Source organism: Bacillus sp. 3103sda1, from assembly GCF_024159135.1.
In the GTDB taxonomy this organism is placed as follows: domain Bacteria; phylum Bacillota; class Bacilli; order Bacillales; family Bacillaceae_G; genus Bacillus_A; species Bacillus_A rhizoplanae.
This window is the reverse complement of record NZ_JAMYWS010000001.1, coordinates 3,984,869-4,007,949: the sequence shown is the minus strand read 5'-3', so window position 1 is coordinate 4,007,949 and position 23,081 is coordinate 3,984,869. Positions and strand designations below refer to the sequence as shown.

Sequence of the window (23,081 nt, the reverse complement as noted above, 5' to 3'; positions counted from 1 at the left end):
TGTATGTATGGAGAATAAGAAGACGTTTCACACTAATAATAGTGAAAAATCCTGCTTGGATGTATTTTGTTAGACAGTTTAATGCCGGGAAAAGGAGATAGAGAAGATGGCGAGACATTATTTTATTGCAGTGAAATTACCAAATGAGATAAAGAACGCGTTGGCAGAGTGGAAAGAAACGATAGAAGAAGCCGCCCTGTTTCGTTCTTGGGTGCATAAAGAGGACTATCATATTACACTGTCGTTTTTAGGAAGTGCTGAGGAAACGCAGCTTGAAAAACTGAAACAAGACTTGCAGCAGCTAGCTAAAATTTCACGTTTTTCACTTACATTGCAAGGATGTCATACATTTGGAAGAAAAGAACAGCCGCGTGTTTTTTGGGTGGGAGTGGAAGAAGAAAGGGCTTTGTTTGACTTACAAAAACAAGTATATACAATATGTGAACAGAATGGTTTTCAATTAGAAACACGCCCGTATCACCCTCACATTACGATAGCTCGTAAATGGAAAGGTGAAGAAAAATTTGATGAGAAGCAGCTTTCAGTAGTACCGCGGCGTACATTTGAGGTCGAAACAGTAACCTTATATGAAACTCATGTAGACCAGGTACCGAAGTATGAGGCAATCCATGAAATATCTTTACAGAAGACACAAGCTTGAAAACGTTTTCCGATTTTTTGAATATACTATAGAAAATGGAATGTCTCTTGGGAGGATGTGAGTACATATGTTAAACATACAGCGTACGTTTGAAGCATATTTAGATGAAATGGATAAAATCACAATTTTACTTCCGCATGCGTACGGAACGAGTAGCATCTTCCATTTAAAACAAGATGCAAATGAATGGGAGCTCTCAATCGAACGTATCATCTCTCTTCCACATGCAATAAAATATGAATGTAAAGTGAGTGAACAAATTACACTGAATCAGTGTTATATCATATGTGATGAGCGCGGCGTAGAAACAGATTTGCAGATGGGTGCTGTCATTCGAACAGCGAAGTTTGATGAGTTATATATGTACGAGGGAAGCGATTTAGGAGCTTCTTATTCAAAGGAACAAACTAAGTTTAAAGTGTGGGCACCAACAGCCACTAAAGCAAAAGTTCGTATTTATGAAAGCGCCGATGTATATACAGATTATGAAATGAATGGACAAGAAAAAGGCGTTTGGTGCTATGAGTTGTCGGGAGACTGGGATGGTGCTCAATATACATTTCTTGTCTGTATTAATCTTATTTGGCGAGAAGCAGTTGATCCATATGCAAAATCAGTTTCTTTAAACGGCACATATGGAATCGTCGTAAATCTTGCGAAAACGTATGTACAAGACCATGAACCGTTACCGCCAATGACTTCTATGACGGATGCCATTATTTATGAGACACACATTCGTGATATGACGATTCATCCTAATAGCGGTGCGAGTAATAAAGGAAAGTACCTCGGTTTAACGGAAGAAGGAACAGTAGGAAAAGATGGGACGTTCACAGCTCTTTCTTATATAAAGGAATTAGGAGTTACACATATCGAACTATTGCCCATTCATCATTATGCTGGAGTAGATGAGGAGCAGCCGTTCACAACGTATAACTGGGGATATAATCCGTTATATTACAACGTTCCAAATGGCAGTTATGCAACAAATCCGATTGATCCGTACAATCGAATTGTTGAATGTAAACAAATGATTCAAGCACTTCATCGAAATAGTCTACGCGTTATTATAGATGTTGTTTATAATCATATATACGAAAGAGAAACATCTTCTTTTGAGAGGCTTGTACCAGGATATTACTTTCGGCACGATGAAAATGGGATGCCGTCAAATGGGACGGGTGTTGGAAATGATATTGCATCAGAGCGTAATATGGTCCGTAAATTTATTGTCGATTCGGTATTATATTGGTTAACAGAATACAATGTGGACGGATTTCGTTTCGACTTAATGGGTATTTTAGATGTTGATACAATGAACGAAATTCGTGAAAAAACAAATACAGTGAAAGAACATGTAGTATTACTAGGTGAAGGATGGGATTTGCAAACACCGCTTGCTGCTAATAAGAAAGCAACGTTACAAAATGCAATCCAAATACCATATATTGCTCAGTTTAATGATCAATTTCGAGATGGAATCAAGGGAAGTACATTTGATGTCCAAAAAAGCGGCTACGCTCTTGGTGAAACAACAAATAAAGAGCATATCCAATATTTACTTACAGGAAGTGTTCCTTATTTAAAGTCGTCTAGTTTATTTCAAGAGCCCGTGCAAAGCATTAATTATGTAGAATGTCACGATAACATGACAATGTGGGATAAGATTGCAAGCAACAGTAAAGAAGAGGAACAATTGCAAAAACGTCGTCACCGCCTCGCAACGACAATGACATTATTAGCACAAGGTATTCCGTTCTTACATGCTGGTCAAGAATTTTACCGTACAAAACAAGGAAATGAAAATAGTTATAATGCCCCGGATTGCATCAATCAGATGGACTGGGATCAAAAAGAGCGAGAAGAAGAAAATATTTCCTATATAAAAGGAATGATTCGTATTCGAAAATCACACGGAGCATTTCGTTTTGCGTCGTCTGAGTTGATTAAGCGGTATATGTCCTTCTTAAATACGGTTCCTTCTGTTATCGCGTATTACTTACAGGATGTACAGCAGTTTGGGAAGTGGAAAGAAATTGTTGTATTCTTTCATAACGGAATAGAAGAGCAAACTGTTTCATTGCCAAATAGCGGTGTATGGCATGTACTTGCGAACGATAAAAATGCAGCAGAGAGTCCAATTTCTTCATTTGATGGAGATACATTTGTTATTGCACCGATTAGTACCTATATATTGGCGAAAATGTGACGAATCGACCCTTGACGATGCGAATATAATAAATGTAGAATTGACAAAGGTGGCTATTCAGATAAGTTGCCATATATATTATTGTTTTTGTAAAATAAAGTAAAAGAGTGAACAGCTTGTTTGTTTCTTTTCATAACTATAAAAGATAAGGAATTGTTAACGGGTAATGAACATGGAATGGTTGGAACAATTGTTAGGAGAAGAGTGGAAAGTAATACCAGCCGGAGGGGCGACAGGAGATGCCTACATTGCGCATAATGAACAACATAAACTATTTTTAAAGCGCAATTCATCGCCCTTTCTTGCGGTATTGTCAGCAGAAGGGATTGTTCCGAAGCTACTTTGGACAAGGCGATTAACAAATGGCGATGTCATTTCGGCACAAAAGTGGCTACCAGGACAAAGGTTAGAGCCAGAAGATATGAAATCTAAGCGAGTTGCAGCATTGCTGAAAAAAATTCATTCTTCTGAGGCGTTATTGCATATGATTCAAAAGCTTGGTAAACAGCCCTTGCATGCGCAAGATATATTAGAAGAAGTGCTTCTCACTTTGCAAGAGGATGTAAAGCAAAATGAAATCATTCAAAAAGGACTTCAGTATTTACAAAAGTCCCTTCAGCATGTAGAATTTGATAATCTTGCTGTTTGTCATTGCGATGTGAATCATAACAATTGGTTATTAACAGATGATGATGAATTGTTTTTGATTGATTGGGACGGAGCAGTTATTGCAGACCCAGCTCTTGATATTGGAATGCTACTCCATTGGTATATTCCAAGGGATGAATGGCACGAGTGGCTTGAGCATTATGGATTAGAACTGACTGATTCTTTGCTAAGCCGTATGAAATGGTATGTTACACTGCAATGTATGATTTTCGTACAATGGTACACAGCAAAAAATAAGCAAGTAGAAGCAGAATATTGGCTTCAATATTTAATACAACTACTCGCTTCAGAATAATTTAAGAAAAACTATCCATTCCTGTAATCCATTGTGACAGTTGTTCTTGATGACCAGAAATATGGCCGTCTAAATCAGGAGACAATTTACCCGATTGACTATAGTAATATACATCGTTTAGCATCGTTTTGACCTCATTGCTCACACTGTCATTTACGAGTAATGATTGAATGAGACGTTCTAATTGTTCACACTCAGAAACCGTTCCACAGCAATCACTTTGATGATTGACTAAGATGTCTTTTAAGATTGCCATTTGATGTTCATGGTTAAGTGGCATTTTTGACACATCCTTTTCAGTTGTTATCGTAACAATGAAACGAGCGTAGTGTACCGCCAGCGAAGAGCTGATGAAAGTTGTATGTAATACACTTTGTAGTTTCCATCAAAATAGCAAATCTTATACTAGAAACAAACGGACCGAGTGCTCGTACGTACTTGGTTTTTTATTTGATACACACATCTTGAAATGCAGAGAGGGAGAGAACTATGCGCTTAAGACATAAACCATATGCAATGGACCGAACGAAAGAATATTCGCAGTTTGTAATTGGAAATCCGGAAGAACATAACGGGAAATGGAAAGAGTTGTTTGGTAACGACAACCCAATTCATATTGAAGTTGGAACAGGACGTGGCCGCTTCATGTACGAAATGGCAAAAGCAAATCCCGATGTAAACTATATTGGAATTGAGAAGTTTACAAGTGTGGTTGTAGATGCACTTGATAAACTAATTGAAGAAGCAGTGCCGAATTTAAAATTAATTAATAAAGACGCAGAAGATTTAACAGTATTTTTTGCGGAGAATGAAATTGATCGCGTTTATTTAAACTTTTCTGATCCATGGCCAAAGAATCGTCATGAAAAACGCCGTTTAACGTATAAAACGTTTTTACGTAACTATGAAACAGTACTTGTAAAGGGCGGAGAAATTCACTTCAAAACAGATAACCAAGCTCTATTCGAATACTCTCTTACAAGTATGGCAGAATATGGCATGCTGCTGCCGTATATTAGCTTAGACCTTCACAATAGTGATTTTGAAGGCAACATTATGACGGAATACGAAGAAAAATTCTCAAGCAAGGGAAATCGTATTTACCGCGTTGAAGCAAAATATCGTACAGAACCTGCGCAATAATGCGCAGGTTTTTTCTTTTTTAAGGAGCTAATTGCATAAAATAAAGAAGCCGCCCCAAAGTACTAGCTTTGTGACAGCTTCTTGGAAAAAAGAAAGAGTTAGATAAGCACAAGAATGTCAATGAAAGTGAAATGGTTTGAAAACTAAATTTTCAGAAAAATATAAAGCTTATAGGGTGTTTTTTTCTACTCTTTCTTTATGATTATGAGTTTATCACTAAAAATAAAATAAATCAACAAAAAATAGACAATTTTCTTTATAATTCGACAATTTTACAGACTGATATAAGACTACTTATAAGAATTTAATATAGTTACTAAAGCTGGAAAGCTAGGCACATGAATATATTGTTGGAATTACATCTTTTGATCGAATTTGAGGTTTATCCCGCTATTCGCGGGCAGTAAGACCCCCACCTCGATATTGAGAGAGAAGCGAGGAGTGGGGGGCTTACTGCCCGTAAGAGCCCGATTGGTTCAACTAACCATTAGCGGGGGATGAAAAACCCACCCACTGATGGAAGTTTCACTTTACATCAGAAGCATTTAAACTAATATTGGGCTATATTAAATAAGTGGATATCACATGGTAATACATATATAGGAGTGAAAAGGATTGTTTCAGTTAAACAAAGGAGATCAAATAGGTATTTTTTCACCATCACTGCCAGGTACATATACATCGCCTAATAGATTCAAACGCTCCAAACAGTTTATGGAAAGTAAAGGATTTCGTATAGTTGATGGAAGTCTTACTGGGAAACATGATGGATATCGATCTGGAAGTATAAAAGATCGTGCTCAAGAGTTGAATGAACTCATTCGAAATCCAGCGATTAAGTGTATTATGTCGTCTGTTGGAGGGAGTAATTCAAATTCTTTACTTCCCTATTTAGATTACGAAGCAATAAAACAACACCCTAAAATTTTTGTTGGATATTCAGATGTTACAGCAATTTTATTAGGTATTTATGCTAAAACAGGTATTCAAACATTTTATGGACCTTCCTTGATTTCTTCATTGGGAGAATTTCCTCCGTATGTAAATGATACATTTTTATCATTTGAAGATGTGCTAATAAAAAGTGAAGCACTTCCATATGAGTATCCTGTATATCCTTTTTGGACAGATGAGCAATTAAATTGGCAGACACAAAATCGGCCAAAAAAAAGTTATCCGAATGAATGGATTTGTGTAAAAGAAGGTGTAGCAACAGGTCGGTTAATAGCTGGAAATTTGACGACAATGTTAAGTATATGGGGAAGTCCTTATATGCCTGCTATTAATAAGGGAGATATTTTCATGATGGAAGACTGTAAAAAAACAGCAGCGATCGTTGAAAAGCATTTTAGTTTCCTAAAAATAAATGGTGTGTTCGACAAGGTTAGCGGCGTAATCTTAGGAAAGCATGAACAGTTTGACGATCAAGGAACAGGGTTAGCACCATCTGACATTTTACTCGAAGTAATCGGGGACCTTGATATCCCTATTTTAGTGGATTTTGATTGCTGCCATACACATCCTATTGTAACAATGCCAATTGGAGCAACTATTGAATTAAATGCAACGCAGAAAACAGTTCGTATTTTGAGCTTTTAGCTTTTTACTTGTTTATAATACCTCGATATAACTAGAAACCCAAAAAAGTCCCTTCAGAAAAAATCTAAAGGGACTTTTTGTATCGTAAAAAACATACAAGTTTCTGAGTTAATAATTTAGTTGAATTTCAAAAATTATAAAAAATAGATAAAATACATATCAAACCAAATAACCTTAAAAAGTTTAAGGTATTTGGTTTGATATGACAGGACAGCAAAGCAAAGAAAGAGTGGTAACTGCACATACATGTTAAACAAGTGGAAATGGAGTAAACAAGCAAAAAAATGAATATTTATACTTCTTGTAATACAGAGGGTTTTTAGTTACTCTCTCTTTGTGATTGTAAGTGTAACACTAAAAATAAAATAAATCAACAAAAAATAGACAATTTTCCTATTAATTCGACAATTAGGATTTTTGGATAATATCTGTGATAAAGATTCAACCATTACAGAAATGTAATGTTTACGTAACCTAAATCGATAACAAATCACGCACAAAACCTTTACGATACAAAAAGATAATACATTGCAAATTCATAGAAAAGGCGTGAACGATTTGAAGAAATATGTAGTGGGTGTTACGACATGTGTTCTATTATTTTTACTATCTTCAGTAGCAGTATTCGCTGTTGCTGAAAAGAATAATGTGCTAAATCTTAAAAAATGGGGAACGAAAGAATATTATGTTCAAATCACAGAGAACGGAATAGAAGAATCTACGAAAGGTGAAGATGGGGAAAAGTATACGCTGTATTGGTATACATTGAAAGCATATGATGATAATGGGAAGGAAGTAACTGTTAAATTTTCTGCAAATAAAAATTTGAAATTACATGCATTTCTTCGTGTATATGTAGAGGGTGAATATGATGACAAAACGAAATCAATTCAAAGTTATGAAGAGGTAACAATGAATGAATTACCTGTGAAGGCAAAAGAAAAGTTAGGTGTGAAATAATATATATATAAAGCAGTCCGTATTTATGTAGAAAAAAACGCTATTCTTTTTGTAGAAATATAAAAAGGATAGCGTTTTTTTACCAATCCCGTTTTTTTAATTACAAAACCAATTACATAACTTACAAAATCTGTTTTTACTATTGAAAGCGTTTTAATATTGTAAGTAACAACATAAGGGGGTGCCTCTATGGGGATTCAAAATAAAATGGAAACGGTGTCACCTGTAGGTAAAGTAGAAACAAAGCAGGAATCACACGTTTCAAAAATCATGAATATAAAAATTGGTGTTATACCATTGCCTTTATATATCGTGCTAGCGGCTGTTATTTACGGAGCGTCTGTATATAATAAGTTGCCTGCTGATATGATTGGTGGATTTGCAGTTATTATGATTATGGGAATTTTCTTAGGTGATATCGGAATGAGAATTCCAATTTTAAAGAACATTGGTGGACCAGCAATTCTTTCATTATTTATTCCTTCATTACTTGTGTTCTTTAATTGGATGAACCCAGCTTCAATGGATGCTGTGAATATGTTAATGAAAAAATCGAACTTTTTATATTTATATATTTCTTGTTTAGTAATCGGAAGTGTTTTAGGAATGAGCCGTAAAGTGTTAGTGCAAGGCTTTATTCGCATGTTTATTCCGTTAGTTGTAGGAACACTCGCTTCTATTGCAGTTGGATTATTAGTTGGATCATTATTTGGATTTGAAATGAAGCGAACATTCTTCTTTATAATTGTGCCAATTGTGAGCGGTGGTATCGGAGAAGGTATTTTACCACTTTCCTTAGCTTACAGTGACATTTTACATCAATCATCAGCAACATTTGTATCTCAGCTTATTCCAGCAGCGGTTATCGGAAATATGTTTGCGATTGTAGGTGCTGGATATATGAAGCGATTAGGTGAGAAAAAACCAGAGCTTAGCGGTAATGGTATGTTGGTAAGAACAGGTGATCAAGATGAATTATTAAAAGAACAAAATACAGAAAAACCAATTGACTTCTCATTAATGGGAGCAGGTTTATTAATTGCATGTACGTTCTTTATTTTCGGTGGATTGGCTTCTAAATTTATTGGTATTCCAGGGGCAATCATTATGATCTTTTCAGCAGCACTTGTAAAATACTTCAAATTAATGCCAGCAAAAATGGAGCAAGGTGCATATCACTTATATAAATTTATTTCGACAAGCTTAACGTGGCCATTAATGGTTGGTTTAGGATTGCTATACATTCCGTTAAAAGATGTAGCAGCTGTTCTTTCAGTTGGATATGTTGCGGTGTGTGCATCAGTAGTAGTAACAATGATAGCGTCTGGTTTTCTTGTTGGAAAAGTCATGAAAATGTACCCAGTTGAATCTGCGATTGTAACAGGATGCCATAGCGGATTAGGTGGAACAGGAGACGTTGCGATTTTATCAGCTTCAAACCGTATGGAATTAATGCCATTTGCACAAATTTCAACACGTTTAGGCGGAGCAGCGATGGTTGTAACAGCATCAATTTTATTAAAAATGTTTTCGTAATGTATGCAGACAAGCTAGCTATGTAAAGACGTAGCTAGCTTGTCAAATTAGGAGGAGATTATTTCTATGTTAGAGAGTCAAATTAAGGAACGTTCATTATTGCTTCATAAAGAGTTAGTAGGAAAAATTGAAATTACAAGTAAAGTAGAAGTGAATTCAGCAGATGATTTAAGTTTGACATATACACCAGGTGTAGCTGAATCTTGTAAGGCGATTGCTGCAGATGAAGAAACAGCTTACGATTATACGGCACGCGGTAATATGGTTGCGGTTATTTCAGATGGAACGGCAGTGCTTGGATTAGGCGATATTGGGCCGAAAGCAGCTATGCCTGTTATGGAAGGAAAAAGTATTTTATTTAAAACGTTTGCGAATGTCGATGCATTTCCGCTTTGTCTTGGAACGACGGATGTAGATGAAATCGTAACCATTGTTAAAAATTTAGAGCCTACATTTGCAGGTATTAATTTAGAAGATATTGCAGCACCGCGTTGTTTTGAAATTGAAAAGCGTTTAAAAGAAGAAACGAATATTCCAGTGTTCCATGATGATCAGCACGGAACAGCAATTGTTGTTTTAGCTGCGGTGCTTAACGCGTTAAAAGTGGTAAATAAAACGATGAATGAAGTAAAGATCGTCATTAATGGTGCTGGTTCTGCAGGGATTGCGATTGGTAAATTGTTATTAAAAGCAGGCGCACAGCATATGACATTAGTAAGTTTAGAAGGGGTTGTTTGTGAAGGAGAGTCATGGATGAACCCAGCACAAATCGAGATTGCTAAAGAAACAAACCGTGAACATGTACATGGAACATTAAAAGAAGCGATTCACGGCGCAGACATTTTTATCGGTGTATCTGCTCCTAACGTATTAACAAAAGAACTTGTGAAGACAATGAATACAAATCCAATTGTGTTTGCAATGGCGAATCCAGTACCAGAAATATTCCCAGAGGATGCGCTGGAAGCCGGAGCAGCTGTTGTTGGAACAGGCCGCTCTGATTATGCGAACCAAGTGAACAATGTATTGGCATTTCCAGGTATATTCCGCGGTGCATTAGATGTCCGTGCAACAGATGTTACAGAGGAAATGAAATTAGCTGCGGCGTACGGAATTGCTAACATTATTACGGATGAAGAACGAAATGCAAATTACGTCATTCCAAATCCACTGGATAAAAGAGTTGTACCAAGCGTAGCAGCTGCGGTAGCAAAAGCAGCTATTCAATCAGGAGTGGCGCAAATCACAACGATGCCAAACTATTCTATAGAACAATAAAGTGAAACTTTGAATGGAAGTTTCACTTTATCCCGCATTAACGGGCAGTAAGCCCCCCACCTTAAGATTCAGAGAAAAGCGAAGAAGATAGGTGGGGGATAACTGCCCGTAAAAGCCCGATTGGTTCAACTAACCATCAGTGGGGGATAAAGCCCCCACACTGATGGAAGTTTCACTTTATAATTTGTTGTTTTCTTGGCTTGTTAAATTAAATAGGTATCCATTGCTACTCATGGATATCTTTTTTGTTTGTTTAAAATCACCACTAGTATAATCTTTGGAAATAGAGTGTTCTAATTCGCACTCTTTTGAATCTATACTCAAAATCTTAACTTTTATTAAGTGTGAAGAAATCTTGTAACAAAAATATAACAGTTATAATGATCATTCCAAAGTTAAATATAAGAGCTGTTATAACAGATAAGTCTGTGATATTTAATAATACGATACAGATTGAAAAAATTGATGCAATAAAAGGAATGATTTTTTTCGTTCTTGATATCACATACCCTTTACTTTCCTGAAGATATATCATCATTACAGCAATAATTAATAGTAAGGGAGCAGTAATAAGGACCCCAAACCAACCTACAGCATCTTCAATAAACCAAGGTAAAAATCGTATGGTTGAGGAGAAGATAAATAGGTTAAGTACGAAAGCAAGTAATTGTATGAGAGATAATCTATACATGTTTTTTTGCTTCATAGTTTCAAATCTCCTAGAGTGTAATTTTACACTGTTTTAAAAATAATTCACTCGGGTGTCAAGTAGCTTTTCAGCAAATTTTATCTCGCTATTCGTGGGCAGTAAGACTCCCACCTCAAGATTGTGAGGAATCCGAAGAAGATAGATGGGGGATAACTGCCCGTTAAAGCCCGATTGGTTCAACTAACTAACCATTCGGAGGAAAAGCATCTCCGAATGGAAATTTTACTTTATGCTCCTTTTTCTATTTTTGTACCAAAATCTAGAAGTCTGTATGGACCTTTTGGAACTATAGTATATTTGTATTAAAACTAGTAAAGTAATGTAGATGATTTTACTTATAAAAAGTGTTTTTTTTATTAAAGAGAATAAGTAAATATAGATTTTTCATGCGGTATAGAAGAAATAAGGGAGAAAATAGAGAGATGAGAAAAAGAAAAAACTTGTTAGGTTTATGGCCAACGATTACATTGCTGGTGTGTACGGTTGTCATATTGTCTTTGCTTGTAACAGATATTTTAATTAGTCATCATGTCGAGCGTATGACAGAAGAGAGCCAAATGGAAAAAGCTAAAGCAGTTGCACGTATTACAGCAAATTCACCGCTCGTAATCGATGCTTTAGCGGGAAGAAAAGATGTATCTGAGATTCAAACGTATACGAATAGACTTTTAAAAAATACAGATGTTCAATTCATCGTAGTCATGGATATGAATGGAATAAGAAAGTCTCATCCAGATCCTAAGAAGATCGGCCAACATTTTGTAGGGGGCGATGAAGGCTTAGCCATGAAAGGAAAAGAACATGTATCAATGGCAAAAGGGACATTAGGGAGATCTATGCGCGTATTTGTACCGATTTTTTCTGAAGCGAAAGAACAAATCGGGGTTGTTGCTGTTGGAATTTCAGCTGATAATGTGGAAGAAAGGGTTAAGGAGAGTAGACATATTATTTACATCGGTGTTAGTGTTGGAATTTTAGTTGGTATTATAGGTGCTATTTTATTAGCTAGACATATTAAGAAAATTTTATTTGGCCTCGAACCTAGTGAAATCTCAAAAATTTTAGAAGAGCGGAATACGATGCTACAATCCGTCAAAGAAGGAATTATTGCGATTGATAAAGATGCGAGGATTACTTTAATTAATAACGAAGCGAAACGATTAATTGAGAAAAGCGGAATTAAAGAAGAGTGTATTGGTAAAGACATTGAGCAGTATATGCCGAACACAAGGATAAAAGAAGTATTACAAACGGGAGCAGCGCAGTTCGATGAGGAACAAAGTCTACATGGGATTACAATTGTTACGAATCGAGTTCCGTTATACGTAAAGGGTGAAATTGTTGGTGTCATTGCAACATTTCGTGATAAAACGGAAATGAGAAAATTAGCAGAGCAGTTAACGGGTATTCGACTATATGCAGAGGCTTTACGAGCACAATCTCATGAATTTATGAATAAGATGCACGTTGTATTAGGGCTAACACATATGAAAAATTATGAAGAATTAGAGACGTATGTTAGTAGCATGGTATCAGAGCATCAATATGAAATTGGCGGTGTGATGAGGAAAATAAAAAATCCCGTGTTTGCAGGGTTTATGCTTGGCAAACTTAGCTATGCGAGAGAAAAGGGGATAGAACTGACTATAAGTGAGGATTCGTATTTACCAGATCCAGATGATGAGAGATTGATTCATGAGCTCATTACAATTGGAGGAAATTTAATTGATAATGCACTAGATGCGGTGGCGAGTTGTGAATATAAGCAAGTACACGTTTCCGTCCAATATCATGATAAATTGATTATTAAAGTTACCGATACAGGAAATGGAATTCCGAAAGAAGAAGTGGATAAAATATTCGTCAAAGGATATTCCACAAAAGGTGAAAATCGAGGGTATGGTTTATATCTTGTAAATGAAAGCATAAGGCGCATAAAAGGGAATATATATATCGATTCCGTCTTAGGAAAGGGAACGACCATTACAATTGAAATACCATATAAAAGTAGGGATGAGATAGGAAAATGATCAAAGTTTTAATTGTAGAAGATGACCCAATGGTGGCGATGCTAAATAAGCATTATTTAGAACAAGTGGGAGGATTTGAACTTGTTCATATAGCTAAATCCGTAAACGAAGCAGTACAAATATTAGAGGAATCTCATATAGATTTTATACTGCTTGATATTTTTATGCCTGGTGATACAGGGTTTGAATTGTTACTGCATATCCGCAATAAAGAAAAAGAAACTGATGTTATGATGATTTCAGCAGTACATGATATGGCAAGTATTAAAAAAGCACTGCAGTATGGAGTTGTCGACTATTTAATTAAACCATTTACGTTTGAACGTTTTAAGGAAGCGTTAACTGCATATCGTGAGAAATTTAGATTTATGAAGGCGCAACAAAAGATTAATCAATCTGAACTAGATGCACTGATTTTACAAAAAGAAAAAGTAGAATCTCACGTAAGTAAAGAACTTCCAAAAGGATTAACAAAGCAAACATTGCAGTTAATTTGGAAACAGATCCAATCGCTCCGTGGAAACGCATTTACAACAGATGAAATGGCACAATTAGTTGGAATTTCAAGGGTGTCTATTCGAAAGTATGTCATATTTTTAATTGAAATCGGAGTTTTAGAAAATGAAATGGTTTATCAGCAGGTAGGAAGACCGGTAAGTAAATTGCGTTGTATTGATGAAAATAAAATAAAGCTGTACATGTAAGCTGTCTCAAAAGGTCGTTGAATAATGACCCTTTGAGACAGCTTTTTTGAATAGAAAAGAGTAGATATGCGAGATGACTAAGATGTATTTATTCATTATTTAGTAGTAATAGTTTTTAAAAAGTGAAAAAATCTTTATATAAATAATTGACAATGGAGTCACTTTTTAATAATAATTAGATTATAATAATTTTAAATAAATAATTTTTATTTAAAAGGAGGATTTCAGAAATGAATCTTAATAATCGTTTAACAACAAACCAAGGTGCTCCTGTAGGAGATAATCAAAATTCTCGCACAGCAGGTCGCCGTGGACCAGTCTTATTAGAGGATTATCATTTAGTAGAAAAGTTAGCTCATTTTGATCGCGAACGTATTCCTGAGCGTGTGGTACACGCGCGTGGTGCTGGTGCCCATGGTATTTTCGTAACAAAAAATAGTATGAAAGAATATACAAAAGCAGCATTTTTACAGAAGGAAGAAACAGAAACACCTGTATTTGTTCGTTTTTCAACTGTTATCCATGGCCAAGGTTCTCCAGAAACAGCTCGTGATCCAAGAGGCTTTGCAGTAAAGTTCTATACAGAAGAAGGAAACTATGATCTTGTTGGTAATCATTTACCTGTATTTTTCATTCGTGATGCAATCAAATTCCCTGATATGGTTCATTCTTTAAAACCAGCACCTGATACAAATATTCAAACACCGGATCGTTACTGGGATTTCATGACGTTATCACCAGAATCGACTCATATGCTAACATGGGTATTCTCTGATTACGGTACACCTGCAAACTACCGTCAAATGGAGGGCTTCGGTGTTCATGCATTTAAATGGGTAAACGAAGATGGAAAAATTGTGTACGTAAAATATCATTGGAAGCCACAACAAGGTGTACGTAACTTTAATGCGAAAGCGGCAGAACAAATGCAAGGAAAAGATTTTAACCATGCAACTCGTGATTTATTTGATGCGATTGAGCATGGGAATTATCCAAAATGGGATCTTCATGTACAAGTCATGGAACTAGATAAAATGGATTCTTTAGAGTTTGATCCACTAGATCCAACAAAAATATGGCCAGAAGACCGTTTTCCATTAATTGAAGTAGGTACAATGACATTAAATCGTAACCCGCAAAATTTCTTTGCAGAAGTAGAGCAAGCGGCATTTTCACCGAGTGCAACTGTGCCTGGTATTGAACCATCTGAGGATAAATTATTACAAGGACGCTTATTCTCTTATCCGGATACACAGCGTTATCGCTTAGGAGCAAATTACTTACAAATACCTGTAAACTGTCCGTATGCAGCTGTTCATAATCAACAACGTGATGGTTTCATGCAAGTAAATCAACAATCATCCACAATCAATTACGAACCAAGTCGTCATACTGAAAATCCAACTGAAGATCCAGCGTATCGAGATTCAACTATGAAACTTACAGGTTATGTAACTCGTGAAAAAATTGAGAAGCCAAACGATTTCCAACAAGCCGGTGAGCGTTATCGTTCATTCTCTCAAGAAGAAAAAGATAACTTAATTGCGAACTTAACAAATGATTTAAAAGATGTACATGAACAAACAAAATTGCTTGCGATTTGTAACTTCTTCCGTGCAGATCGAGAGTATGGTATGCGTTTAGCACAAGCATTAAACGTTGATATTTCGGCATATATGGGAGGGATTGTGAAATAGTGGGAGTGTCTCCCAAATTGTTTATTTAGCCAGTTTTGTAACTAGTTTTTTTACTTACAAAACTTATGGGAACTATTTTATCACCGAAAAAATTTTAAAATTGCGAATAACAAACAATTTGCTAGGACTCGTAGTTGAATGTAGACATTATGAGTCCCAGCAAACAGTTAAGTTTTGATATTGTTTGTTTTAGGTGGAATCCTATTCTTTCGTCAAAGAGTTAAATAATTAGATCATTTATTATACTGTAACCCGAGTAGCAGACAAGTTAACCTATTCGGGTTTTTTCTTATTTAGAACATGTCTTTTTTAAACAAATGCTCCTTGCTGCATATAGTTATAGGGAGAACGGAGGGATAAAAGTGACGAGAATTGCCTATTCAGAAAGTGATGTCGATTTACTTGCTCGTCTTATGAGAGCGGAAGCAGAAGGTGAAGGGCAACAAGGGATGATGGCAGTAGGAACAGTTGGTGTGAATCGTGTAATGTGCGATTGTTTGGATTTTAAACAAATTACAAATATTGAACAAATGGTGTATCAGCAGCCAGGCGGATTTGAAGCAGTGACGAAAGGGTATTTCTATCAACGAGCAAGAGAGAGCGACAAAGAAATGGCAAGAAAATGTTTGAATTATGCTCGTATATGGCCAGGTGTATATTCTCTTTGGTTTTTTCGTCCAGTTGGCGATTGTCCTCCTACGTGGTGGGATCAACCTCATGCAGGACAATATAAGAATCATTGTTTTTATGAACCGACTGGAAATGACTGTCCGAAGGTGTATAGTGGAAAATAGAGTAAGTAGCTTGGGACGAATATATCAGCGCTTCGACACAACATAAAGACCATTCGACATACAAAAACACCTCATTTGCAAAATGAGGTGTTTTTTGTTATTTTCATAGAAAATAATACTGAGAGGAAGCGATTGTTATATGATGCCTGAGATTATAGTTAGAAGATTTTTTGAAGAAATACGTTCAGGACGTAATCTACATCTAGTAACAGAGTTTATGGCAGAAAAAGTGTTGGCTCATCAAGTTCAAGCTGAAGATGAAGTAACAGTTGAAAGATCTCCTATGGATTATGCGGATCATGTACAAGAGATGTTGGATGCCTATGGTACGTTTACTTTAGAAATTCAAGAATTGTTAGTATCTCAACAAGATCGTGTATATGTTCGATGGAAACAAACAGGTACTCATATTGGTGAAGTTGATGGATTTCAGCCAACCGGACTTCCTATCATTCAGTTAGCTAGCGCGGTGTATCGTGTAGAAGGCGGGAAAATTGTAGAGTATTGGATTCAAATTGACCGCACTGGTATTACAGCTCAATTAGAACGAAATAAAAAGATAAAAATCGAAAATAATTAAAAATATTTATTTTATCCCTAAAACAAAAAAGCATTTCTTTCTATTATACATACAGAAAGAAATGCTTTTTGTTTTGAGGATTTGATTAAGAGTACCATTAGTTCGTGAATAATGAGCCAGAATGGTTATTAGAATATTTTCCCTTAAAGAATACATAATAAAAAATAGTTATGAAATGTAGAAAGGGATGGAGTTTATGTTTAATTTTCTGAAACCATTAAAAGGTAGACGTAATTCAAAGTCTCTTCAAATAAACAATAATACTCATTTTCAGGAAAAAGACATAGAAGATTCTCCCTTGGACGTTAATTTATCTAAAAACATAGCTCAACTTCAGCAACTCTTCTGTCAATCTCCTGATTTGGTCATTCGTCCGTTTCCAATCACAGTCGATGGATTAGAAGCAGCTTTAGTCTATTTGTCTGGATTAACGGACAAGCAATCGATTCAAAATCATGTTTTAAGTCCTTTGATGAATAGTGCCCGTAATCCTAACACGGATCTGCCCATTACATTAGGGCAGGTCAAAGTCGTCGATACGTGGACCAAAATTGAAAGTGCTATTTTGGAAGGAGATAGCGTTTTATTTATTCATGGCCAAACTACAGCGCATCAATTAGATACGAAAGGATGGCCGCAAAGAAATATTGAAGATTCTAGGAATGAAATATCACTAAAAGGTGCTCATCAAGGGTTTGTAGAAACTGGAAGTCAAAATATCGCATTGATTCGGAGATATATTCCTCATCGAGAATTAATGTTAAAAGAGATTACAATTGGTATGCGGGGCAAAACGAGGATTTCCATTTTATATTTGAAAGATGTAGCTTCCGAAGAAGTACTGGAAGAATTGGAAACACGGATTCAAGATATTATGGTGGACGCTGTCATTAGTACGGGTGAACTTATCGAGTTCATTGAAGATAATCCGTATTCACCGTTTCCTCAATTTATATTAACTGAAAGACCCGATTTAGCTGTATCTCACATTCTCCAGGGAAGGTTTGTAGTTGTTGTGGATCATTCTCCAAATGTATTGATTGCTCCGACAAATTTTATATCCTTTTTTCAAGGAGTTGATGATTACGGGACACGCTGGTTAGTTGCCTCGTCTATTCGGATACTTCGTTTCTTCGCTTTTTTGATTGCTCTATTTTTGCCTGCGAGTTATGTTGCGTTTATTTCCTTTAATTTTGAGGTCATTCCTGTGGAGCTTTTTTTATCTATTGCAGAATCAAGAACCCGCGTACCATTTTCTCCAGTTATGGAAGCACTGCTTATGGAAATGACTTTAGAAATGATGAGGGAAGGAGCTTTGCGGCTACCCACTCCGATTGGTCAAACAGTTGGAATTGTAGGCGGGATTATCATTGGACAGGCGGCCGTTCAAGCCGGAATTGTAAGTAACATTATGATTATTGTTGTTGCTGTTACAGCCATCGCTTCTTTTATCATTCCGAATTATGATATGGGGGCAGCAATCAGGTTTTTACGGTTTCCTATGATGATATCAGCTGCCTTGTTTGGAATTGTAGGACTTGTTATCGGGTGGATGACATTAATTGCACATCTCATCAGTCTTGAATCGCTAGGTACCCCTTATGGGACTCCGTTAGCACCGTTTCGTTTTGCAGATATGAAGGATGCTTTTGTACGCTTTCCTCTATGGGCAATGAGAAGCCGCTCTAAAGGTACGGGAGCTATTCAATCTATTCGCCAAGGAAAAAACCACAATAAAAGGTGAAACTATGAAAAAGTATGCCTATAATGACATCACTCTTATGCAGTATATTTTTTTAATTAATGGAATGCAGGTGGCAACTGGAGTTTTAGCTCTCCCACGAGTGCTTGCAGAAAAAGCTGGAACAGATGGATGGATAGCTATACTTATTGGTTGGGTATTCTCCACAATATCTGGTATTTTTATCGTTAAAACATCTGCAAGATATCCAGAAGACACGTTTTATGACATTCTTATACGATTGTTTGGAAAAATAGTTGGGAAAGCACTAGTTGTTATTTACACGATATACTTCGCTTGTTATTCCGGTATCGTTCTTGTGAACGCTATGCTTTATCTTAAGGCGTGGCTTCTTCCGAAAACGCCTGACTATATCATTATATCTTTGTTTTCAATTCCTATTTTTCTTGTTGTACGCAACGGTCTTCGTATTATAGGACGATACTGCGAACTCGCTTTTTATATGATGATTTGGATTCCGGTGTTTTTTTTGATACCGCTAAGAGGTGGCTGGAGTTGGCTGCCTTTCTTTCCATTGTTGAAGGATGGATGGAATCCGATATTGACAGCTGTGCCAACTACTATTTTTGCCTATTTAGGATTTGATATTACGTTCTTTTTGTATCCTTTTTTACAAAAAAAGCAGTACGCGGTCCATGGATTTGTTATTGCAAATACCTTGACGATGTTATTCTATTTGTTTGCTACTCTTGTTTGTTTTGCTTACTTTAGCCCTGATAGCATTACAGAATTTAATCAACCAGTACTAAACTTATTTAAAGTAATTGAATTTCGTTTTTTGGAGCGTTTTGACATGGTTTTATTGGCTGCTTACCTAATTGTTGTTTCCACAGCCTGGGTCCCTTGCATATACTGCGCTGTATTTTGTTCTAGTCAATTACTTGGAAAAGAAGATCATAGCTCTCACGTCATTGTTCTATTATTGTGCATTATCGGTTTCATATTTTGGACTCATCCTACTTGGAATGAATCTGAGGTTTGGCAACAAGCCATATCAAATGCTGGATTAGGATTGACGTATATATCACCTGTGGTTTTATGGATGTACAGCTGGGTATATGAGAAGTATAGCCGGAGGGGAATACATTGAAAAGGAAGGTACTATGCTGCATTTTGTTATTGACGTTCACCATGACTGGATGCTTTGATCAAACAAATGTTGAAGATGTTTCCCTTACTCTTATACTTGGTATTGATTTAGATCGCGATAATAACTTATTGGTATACATGTCAAGTCCTGTGTTTAATAAAGAAGCAAAGATGAAAGAAGAAAATACTGGTGTGAAATCTGTTACGGTTCGAAATTCTAGAGAGAAATTCGATGCTACGGTTATGGCGCTAACATCGGGAAGCAAAACGCAAGTCTTTTTAATTGGGAAACGGCTGCTGAAACGAAAAAACTGGGAAGATTATCTTGACCCATTTTACCGTGATCCAAAAAATACGGTTACTGCACGAATTGTCGCTGTAGATGGACCTGTTTCGGACGTAATTTTTTATAATCCAAAAGATAAGCCTCGGCTCCCTTTGTATTTAGCAAAACTAGTTGATACCGCCTATATGAGAAATGTCACGGTAAAAACAACTCTTCAAAAATTTCATCAACAAACGAAAGATAAAGGGATGACAGCGAGTATTACCGAGATGAAAAAAAAGAATAGAGTATGGGTGACAGGAACAGCGCTGTTGGACGAAAAAGGCAGATATAAATTAACACTAACACCGGATGAAAACAGATTATTACGCATTTTACAGCACGAAAATAAAGGTGAGTTTCTATTTACACTTCCAATCAAGCCGAAATCGGATGACCATAATAAAGATTGGATAAGCTTTACTGCTCAAAAAATCAAGATAAAGACAAAAGTAAAATATGACAGTCATTTTATATTTAATATAGATGTAAAGATGAGAATCGCCATTACAGAACGGCTTTTTCCGTTCAATATAAGAAAGGACGCGGCAAAGCTGCAAAAAGCTATTGAAACTAGGCTGGAAGCTGATTTTAAGGATTTAATAAAGAAAATACAAGCTGCCGAAATCGACCCTATTGGACTTGGTACATATGCAAGAACTTACACATATCCAGAGTGGAAAAAAGTCCAAAATCAATGGGGTAAGGCATTGGCAGAGGGGGATGTAAATGTTAAGGTAAGTGTAAAAGTTGGTTCGATGGGAACGATTAAGTAATAAGAGTTCAACTGGGATACGTATGAAAATTGATTATAATTTGCAAGCCCCCTTCAGATCTTCTGAGGGGGGCTTTTCTAATGTGAAAGTAAATTAAAGTGGTAATACTCCTTCTAGATGTGTATTTAGTTCAGATACAAATTTATCAACATCAGGGTTCTTTATTACATTATAGCAAGCGAAGCTCTTTAAAGGCTTCATTCCGATAAACTCTTGCGTCCGGTGTAAATGATTGAGTGCTTCTTCTAAGCTTTTTCCTCCAAAGAACTGTGCTGGATCGTTAAATGCTTTTTCAGGAGCATTCCACGTAGTTGAAAACATATAGTGTTTATCAGTTAATAAGCCGCCTCTTCCGTATTGCTCGGAGCCTTTGAAAAATAATCCGTAAGCATATACCTCATCCATGTATGTTTTCAGTAATCCTGGAACATTAAACCAATAAATAGGTGTTTGGTAGATTACAATATCAGCCCATAAAAATTTACTTTGTTCTTCTTCGATATCATATCCGTTTTGAATGACTGTTGTTTGTACAGGATTCTCGGGACTTAATATATTCACCATGTTGTCCGTTAATGTTTTGTTTAGTTTTCCTTCCGCTGATCTGTATGTTTGATGACCATTGATAATTAGTATATTTTTCATTTTATTTATCCCCCTTAGTTTAGAGATAGCGTCTAGTCGCTATTGATATTTTATATATAGTTGATTTCTTTTGGGAAGTAGTGATATTTATTTCATATAGTTACCGTAAGGATAGAATTGTGATAGCATAAAGGAAAATCATAAAAAATTTTTTTCAGGAGCGTGTTTTAATGGAGAATATGGAGCCAATTAAATTAACAAAAGGAACACCAGGACAAATTTGTCCCATTGCGAAAACACTCGATGTAATTGGGACAAAATGGACTTTTTTAATCATTCGAGATCTTCTTATTGAAGGAACGATGCGATTTAGTGATTTACAAAAATCGATGGATGGAATTAGTCCGAAGACCCTCTCACTTCGTTTGAAGGAACTTGAAGTACAAGGAATTGTGAAAAGAACGGTATACCCAGAGGTTCCACCGCGTGTCGAATACACATTAACTGACAAGGGAATACGTTTAGAACATATTTTCATTGAATTAAAGCGATTTGGATTAACATTATGAAAAAATTTGAATGTAGATAAAAAAGGACCATGGGGTCCTTTTTTATTATGAAAAACAATTTTTTTGTGCGTACATTTCTTGTCAAAAAAGAAACTTTCTAAAATGTAACTATGTGTATTAAATATCACTACTTCCAAAAAGAAAGTTTTAAAAATACAATAATCTCAGCAAAACAAAATTAGAAAAACTGGGGGAAATGAACATGTTAAGCAATAAAAAAATTGTAATTATTGGTGGAAGTTCTGGTATTGGTTTAGAAACAGCGAAACTTGCACTCTTGCAAGGAGCTGAAGTTATCATTGCTAGTCGCTCAGAGGAAAAGTTGCAGAGAGCGACGGATCAGTTAGGAAGAAACGTGACTGCTTATACGCTTGATACAACGCAAGAACAACAAGTTCAGTCTTTTTTTGAACAAGTAGGTACGATTGATCATTTAGTTGTTACGGCAGCAGAAACATCAGGAGGTTCCTTTATCGACACAGATACAGCCGCAGCACGTCAGTTGTTTGAAAACAAATTTTGGGGACAATTCTACTCTGCAAAATATGGTGCACCAAAGATTGCTACTAATGGCTCCATCACTTTATTTTCTGGAGTTGTTGCTTATAAATCTATGGTTGGATCGGCAACGCTCGGTGCAGTCAATGCAGCTGTTTCTAATCTTGGCCAAACGTTAGCGTTAGAGCTTGCTCCTATTCGTGTGAATGTTGTCTCTCCTGGAATTATTGATACGCCGTCACGGAGTAAAATGGCAGAAGAAGTACGCGACAAATTCTACACTGACTTAGGAAATAAACTTCCTGCAAGGCGAGTAGGTCAAGCGGAAGATGTAGCACAAGCTGTACTATATGCGATGCAGAACGGTTTTGTTACGGGAACGGTTCTTCATGTTGAAGGTGGGCATACTTTGATTTAGTGTATTAAAACGAGTTTGTATTTATATAAAAAAACGCTATTCTTTTGTGGAAACATACGGAGAGAATAGCGTTTTTTATGAATTTATCCCGCATTAACGGGCAGTAAGACCCCCCATCTCAAGATTAAGAGGATAGGTGGGGGATAACTGCCCGTCAAAGCCCGATTGGTTCAACTAACCATCAGTGGGGGATGA

The 23,081-nt window shown here is 36.2% G+C and carries 21 protein-coding genes; 18 read left to right on the top strand and 3 right to left on the bottom strand.

Features of this window, described 5'->3' with window-relative positions; translation table 11 throughout:
• Positions 1-106: 106 nt before the first annotated feature.
• The 3 genes from thpR (at position 107) to NKR74_RS20085 (ending at position 3,834) form a co-directional block, all read left to right on the top strand.
• Complete coding sequence (thpR, locus tag NKR74_RS20095; RefSeq protein WP_098306730.1) at positions 107-661, top strand: RNA 2',3'-cyclic phosphodiesterase; 555 nt, start codon at positions 107-109, stop codon at positions 659-661.
• Positions 662-728: 67 nt separating this feature from the next.
• Complete coding sequence (gene pulA / locus NKR74_RS20090) at positions 729-2,870, top strand: type I pullulanase (RefSeq protein WP_253630621.1); 2,142 nt, start codon at positions 729-731, stop codon at positions 2,868-2,870.
• 166 nt (positions 2,871-3,036) lie between these two features.
• Complete coding sequence (locus tag NKR74_RS20085; protein ID WP_253630620.1) at positions 3,037-3,834, top strand: phosphotransferase family protein; 798 nt, start codon at positions 3,037-3,039, stop codon at positions 3,832-3,834.
• Between the two features lies 1 nt (position 3,835).
• On the opposite strand, the gene NKR74_RS20080 is transcribed toward NKR74_RS20085, so the two are convergent.
• A complete protein-coding gene (locus NKR74_RS20080) occupies positions 3,836-4,114 on the bottom strand; it encodes a YtzH-like family protein (RefSeq protein WP_098306736.1) in 279 nt (92 codons plus the stop codon).
• Between the two features lie 209 nt (positions 4,115-4,323).
• Here NKR74_RS20080 and trmB point away from each other — a divergent pair, with 209 nt between their 5' ends.
• The 5 genes from trmB (at position 4,324) to NKR74_RS20055 (ending at position 10,350) form a co-directional block, all read left to right on the top strand.
• Positions 4,324-4,977, top strand: a complete 654-nt coding sequence (gene trmB / locus NKR74_RS20075; RefSeq protein ID WP_098306738.1) for a tRNA (guanosine(46)-N7)-methyltransferase TrmB — start codon at positions 4,324-4,326, stop codon at positions 4,975-4,977.
• A 615-nt stretch (positions 4,978-5,592) separates the two neighbouring features.
• The gene (locus tag NKR74_RS20070) at positions 5,593-6,576 is read left to right on the top strand and encodes a S66 family peptidase (protein WP_098306740.1); all 984 of its coding nucleotides are present in this window, start codon (positions 5,593-5,595) and stop codon (positions 6,574-6,576) included.
• Positions 6,577-7,134: 558 nt separating this feature from the next.
• The gene (locus NKR74_RS20065) at positions 7,135-7,536 is read left to right on the top strand and encodes a YxeA family protein (protein ID WP_253630619.1); all 402 of its coding nucleotides are present in this window, start codon (positions 7,135-7,137) and stop codon (positions 7,534-7,536) included.
• Between the two features lie 189 nt (positions 7,537-7,725).
• Positions 7,726-9,072, top strand: coding sequence for a 2-hydroxycarboxylate transporter family protein (locus tag NKR74_RS20060; RefSeq protein ID WP_253630618.1), 1,347 nt, complete (start codon positions 7,726-7,728; stop codon positions 9,070-9,072).
• A 66-nt stretch (positions 9,073-9,138) separates the two neighbouring features.
• The gene (locus tag NKR74_RS20055) at positions 9,139-10,350 is read left to right on the top strand and encodes an NAD(P)-dependent malic enzyme (RefSeq protein WP_253630617.1); all 1,212 of its coding nucleotides are present in this window, start codon (positions 9,139-9,141) and stop codon (positions 10,348-10,350) included.
• 328 nt (positions 10,351-10,678) lie between these two features.
• On the opposite strand, the gene NKR74_RS20050 is transcribed toward NKR74_RS20055, so the two are convergent.
• Entirely contained in the window at positions 10,679-11,056 is a 378-nt protein-coding gene (locus NKR74_RS20050; RefSeq protein WP_253630616.1) for a hypothetical protein, read from the bottom strand.
• Between the two features lie 425 nt (positions 11,057-11,481).
• Between NKR74_RS20050 and NKR74_RS20045 the strand changes: the two genes are divergently transcribed.
• The 8 genes from NKR74_RS20045 to NKR74_RS20010 all read left to right on the top strand — a co-directional run bounded on the left by NKR74_RS20045 (position 11,482) and on the right by NKR74_RS20010 (position 20,816).
• Positions 11,482-13,089 carry a sensor histidine kinase gene (locus NKR74_RS20045; RefSeq protein ID WP_098306750.1) on the top strand — a complete coding sequence of 536 codons (1,608 nt, stop codon included), beginning with the start codon at positions 11,482-11,484 and terminating at the stop codon, positions 13,087-13,089.
• Entirely contained in the window at positions 13,086-13,793 is a 708-nt protein-coding gene (locus tag NKR74_RS20040) for a response regulator (RefSeq protein WP_253630615.1), read from the top strand. The genes NKR74_RS20045 and NKR74_RS20040 overlap by 4 nt, the downstream gene beginning before the upstream one ends.
• 230 nt (positions 13,794-14,023) lie before the next feature.
• The gene (locus tag NKR74_RS20035; protein WP_253630614.1) at positions 14,024-15,490 is read left to right on the top strand and encodes a catalase; all 1,467 of its coding nucleotides are present in this window, start codon (positions 14,024-14,026) and stop codon (positions 15,488-15,490) included.
• A 413-nt stretch (positions 15,491-15,903) separates the two neighbouring features.
• A complete protein-coding gene (locus tag NKR74_RS20030) occupies positions 15,904-16,284 on the top strand; it encodes a cell wall hydrolase (RefSeq protein ID WP_301287853.1) in 381 nt (126 codons plus the stop codon).
• Between the two features lie 139 nt (positions 16,285-16,423).
• Positions 16,424-16,864: an ester cyclase gene (locus NKR74_RS20025; RefSeq protein WP_098306758.1), complete on the top strand. Its 441-nt coding sequence runs from the start codon at positions 16,424-16,426 to the stop codon at positions 16,862-16,864.
• A 196-nt stretch (positions 16,865-17,060) separates the two neighbouring features.
• On the top strand, positions 17,061-18,608 hold the full coding sequence (locus NKR74_RS20020; RefSeq protein ID WP_253630613.1) for a spore germination protein: 1,548 nt from the start codon (positions 17,061-17,063) through the stop codon (positions 18,606-18,608).
• A gap of 4 nt (positions 18,609-18,612) precedes the next feature.
• Positions 18,613-19,716 carry a GerAB/ArcD/ProY family transporter gene (locus tag NKR74_RS20015; protein WP_253630612.1) on the top strand — a complete coding sequence of 368 codons (1,104 nt, stop codon included), beginning with the start codon at positions 18,613-18,615 and terminating at the stop codon, positions 19,714-19,716.
• Positions 19,713-20,816, top strand: coding sequence for a Ger(x)C family spore germination protein (locus tag NKR74_RS20010; RefSeq protein ID WP_253630611.1), 1,104 nt, complete (start codon positions 19,713-19,715; stop codon positions 20,814-20,816). The genes NKR74_RS20015 and NKR74_RS20010 overlap by 4 nt, the downstream gene beginning before the upstream one ends.
• Before the next feature lie 93 nt (positions 20,817-20,909).
• Here NKR74_RS20010 and NKR74_RS20005 read toward each other — a convergent pair whose 3' ends face one another.
• Positions 20,910-21,461 (bottom strand): NAD(P)H-dependent oxidoreductase, encoded by a 552-nt coding sequence (locus tag NKR74_RS20005; RefSeq protein ID WP_253630610.1) that lies wholly within the window; start codon positions 21,459-21,461, stop codon positions 20,910-20,912.
• A gap of 170 nt (positions 21,462-21,631) precedes the next feature.
• Between NKR74_RS20005 and NKR74_RS20000 the strand changes: the two genes are divergently transcribed.
• The gene (locus tag NKR74_RS20000) at positions 21,632-21,970 is read left to right on the top strand and encodes a winged helix-turn-helix transcriptional regulator (protein ID WP_253630609.1); all 339 of its coding nucleotides are present in this window, start codon (positions 21,632-21,634) and stop codon (positions 21,968-21,970) included.
• 202 nt (positions 21,971-22,172) lie between these two features.
• Positions 22,173-22,886 (top strand): SDR family oxidoreductase, encoded by a 714-nt coding sequence (locus NKR74_RS19995; protein WP_253630608.1) that lies wholly within the window; start codon positions 22,173-22,175, stop codon positions 22,884-22,886.
• Positions 22,887-23,081: the final 195 nt, after the last annotated feature.